The organism is Yoonia sp., from assembly GCF_042093035.1.
In the GTDB taxonomy this organism is placed as follows: domain Bacteria; phylum Pseudomonadota; class Alphaproteobacteria; order Rhodobacterales; family Rhodobacteraceae; genus Yoonia.
In genome coordinates, this window is the sequence record NZ_JBELFI010000155.1 from 1 (window position 1) to 2,883 (window position 2,883).

The 2,883-nt window shown below is 58.0% G+C and carries 2 protein-coding genes and 1 tRNA gene; all 3 read right to left on the reverse strand.

Translation table 11 applies throughout. The features are described 5' to 3' along the window. Positions 1–1,161 (reverse strand): trigger factor (gene tig / locus ACFDSS_RS13630; protein WP_375256272.1); only part of this gene is annotated, 1,161 nt, incomplete at its 3' end. Between the two features lie 24 nt (positions 1,162–1,185). After that, positions 1,186–1,270, reverse strand: a tRNA-Leu gene (locus tag ACFDSS_RS13635). 89 nt (positions 1,271–1,359) lie between these two features. Continuing rightward, positions 1,360–2,883, reverse strand: a 1,524-nt coding sequence (locus ACFDSS_RS13640; protein WP_375256273.1) for an NAD(P)H-hydrate dehydratase, incomplete at its 5' end; no start/stop codon positions are given.

Here is a 2,883-nt window from a genome sequence, read left to right on the forward strand (position 1 = left end):
CTCTTGTCCGGGGTACTGACGCGCTTGGTTCATGATCGCTTGGGTCATTTCCTGATCGGAGACGGTCACTTCCGCCTTCTGGCCAATATCGGCCAGCAACAGGCCCAGCTTCACGCGACGCTCCGCAAGGGACTGATGCTCCTTGGTGGGCGTGATCTCTGGGTGATCGTGGCCTTCAACGTCGGGATTTTCTTCATGCCACAACTGATGGGCAATCTGACCGGCTTCCGCTTCAACCAATGACGCAGGCAGATCAAACTTGACCTTCTTGTCGAGGGCATCCAGCAGGTTGCGCTTGGCAACAGCACGCGATGCGCCGGAATACTCAGCTTCCAACCGCTCGGATATCTGGACCTTCAGTCCGTCAAGATCCTCAGCACCAAACTTCTTGGCCAGCTCGTCATCCATCTTCGGCTTCTTGGGGCCTTTGACTTCCTTGATAACACAAGAAAATACCGCCAGTTTGCCGGCAAGATGCTCCGCCTGGTAATCATCGGGGAAGGTGACTTCGACGTCTTTTTCGTCGCCGGCCTTAACCTTCAGCAAGCCATCTTCAAAACCGGGAATGAAAGAGTTGGAACCGAGAACAAGCGGGTAATCCTCAGCGGACCCACCTTCAAAGGGCTCACCATCGACTTTGCCCACGAAGTCAAACACAACTTGATCGTCTTTCTTGGCTTGGGTCTTCTTGGGCTGGTATTCAACAGCCTGCGGGCTCTCCGCAAGGTTATCCAGCGCTTCTTTCAAAGAATCGTCGTCAGCTTTCACAACCATGCGCTCAAGTTTGATCTTGGAGAAATCATCGTCTTCAATTTCTGGCAGCTTCTCGTATGCGACGTCGACAACGACATCATCGCCCTCTTTCCAATCTTCATTGGTCATTTTCATCTCCGGCTGGGCTGCCGGACGATCACCCTTTTCTTCCAGATGCGAAGACAGCGCGCCATCAATGGCTTCCTGCATACTCTCGCCCATCAGACGCTGACCGTACTGCTTGCGCAACAGTGCCATCGGCACTTTGCCCTTGCGAAAGCCCTTCATTTCAACGCTTGGCTGCGCCTCTTTGAGCTTCTCTTCAACCTTGGCGTCCAGTTCGGCGGCAGTCACGGTGATGGTGTAACCGCGCTTGAGGCCTTCGTTCAGGGTCTCGTTGACCTGCATGTGCTGTCCTTCTTTTTCAAACTCTGGTGCGGGTGAAGGGACTTGAACCCCCACGCCTTGCGGCGCCAGAACCTAAATCTGGTGCGTCTACCAATTCCGCCACACCCGCATTGTCAAACGGGGCAGGTTTTTGGGCCTGCCCCGAAGTTGGGCGCTGTCTAGCAAAGGTCTGCATGGGATGCGAGAGGAAAAATGGCCCTAATGCCCCAAGCTGCGAAAGACTTTGGGCAGCTCCTCTGGCAGGTCCTCGGCAATCAACCCCGGACCGAATGAGAGCGCGCACTGGGTATGCAACCACGCACCCGTTTCGGCGGCACGCATGGTGTTGTACCCCCGCGCCAAAAGCCCTGCAATGAACCCTGCCAAGACATCTCCAGATCCCGCAGTTGCCAACCAAGGGGCGGCGCGTTCATAGGCCGAGGCATTGATGCTGCAACGCCCGGATTGATCGGCAATAACAGTGTCAGGCCCCTTAAACAGAACAACACACCCTGCCCGCCTCGCGGCTGCAAGCGTCGCATCAACCTTTGAGAATGCAGGGCCGTTTTTGGCAGGCGCGTCCATCTGTTCGATAAGATCGGGAAACAACCGCGCGAATTCGCCCGCATGGGGCGTCAGCACGCATTTGTCATGCAACATTGCAAAAAGCGCGGGATCGCGTGCGATCAACGTCAATGCATCTGCATCAAGAACCAACGACCGGCCGCGTTGCAATCCCACACGGATCAGATCACGGCGATCATCGCTCGAGCCCAAGCCCGGGCCGATGCAAACTGCGTTGATCCGCTGATCCGACAGAGCCTCTGCCAGAGCATCACCAGTGTCGATCTCGCGCAGCATGACGGCATTCAATTGTGCGGCGTTCTCGGTCAAGGCCGCCTGTGGACACCCCACGGTCACGGCGCCTGCGCCAATGCGCAAAGCAGCGCGTGCGGCAAGCCGCGCGGCACCCCCCTGTCCTGCACCGCCGGCGATAACCAGCGCGTGCCCGTGACTATATTTATGGCCCTGCGGACGAAGCTGAACCCCTTTCGCGGATGCCTCGTAAACGCGTTCCGACAATTGCGCCGCTGGACGATGATCCAAACCGATATCAGCACAAACCAGCGTGCCACACCATCGCGGCCCATCCGCCAGCAGATGCCCCCGCTTGGGCGCATGAAAACTGACCGTCAAATCAGCGACTGCACAGGCGGCCCGGCTGCCGCCCCGCGTCGAAAACCCGGCATCAACCAGCACCTTGCCACTATCGGCACAAAGCCCGGAAGGCACATCCACCGCCACCACCGGCGGCCAATGGCGCAATCGATCGAACAACGGCAATCCACCACCAGCATCAACACAATCACAAATATCACGCAGCACACGCCCGAGGTCGGTCAAAGGACGGGTCAGCCCGGTGCCAAACAGCGCATCAACAACCACATGGTGCCCCGCCAAATCAGGCCGCGCATCATCGCTCAGAGATGTGATCGCACCGATTTCCGCCCATCGGGCTGCGCTCACCGCCGCATCTGGTGGCTGATTGGCAAGATCACCATAAAACCAGACCTCTACCGCCCAGCCCCTCTCTCTTAGAAGGCGGGCAATCACAAACCCGTCGCCGCCATTATTCCCCGGTCCACACAAAACAACAGCCGACCGTCCCTGCTTCTTTTGAGCATAAATATCCCGGGGGTCTGGGGGCTGGCCCCCAGCCACATCCACGACAGGCGCCCCACC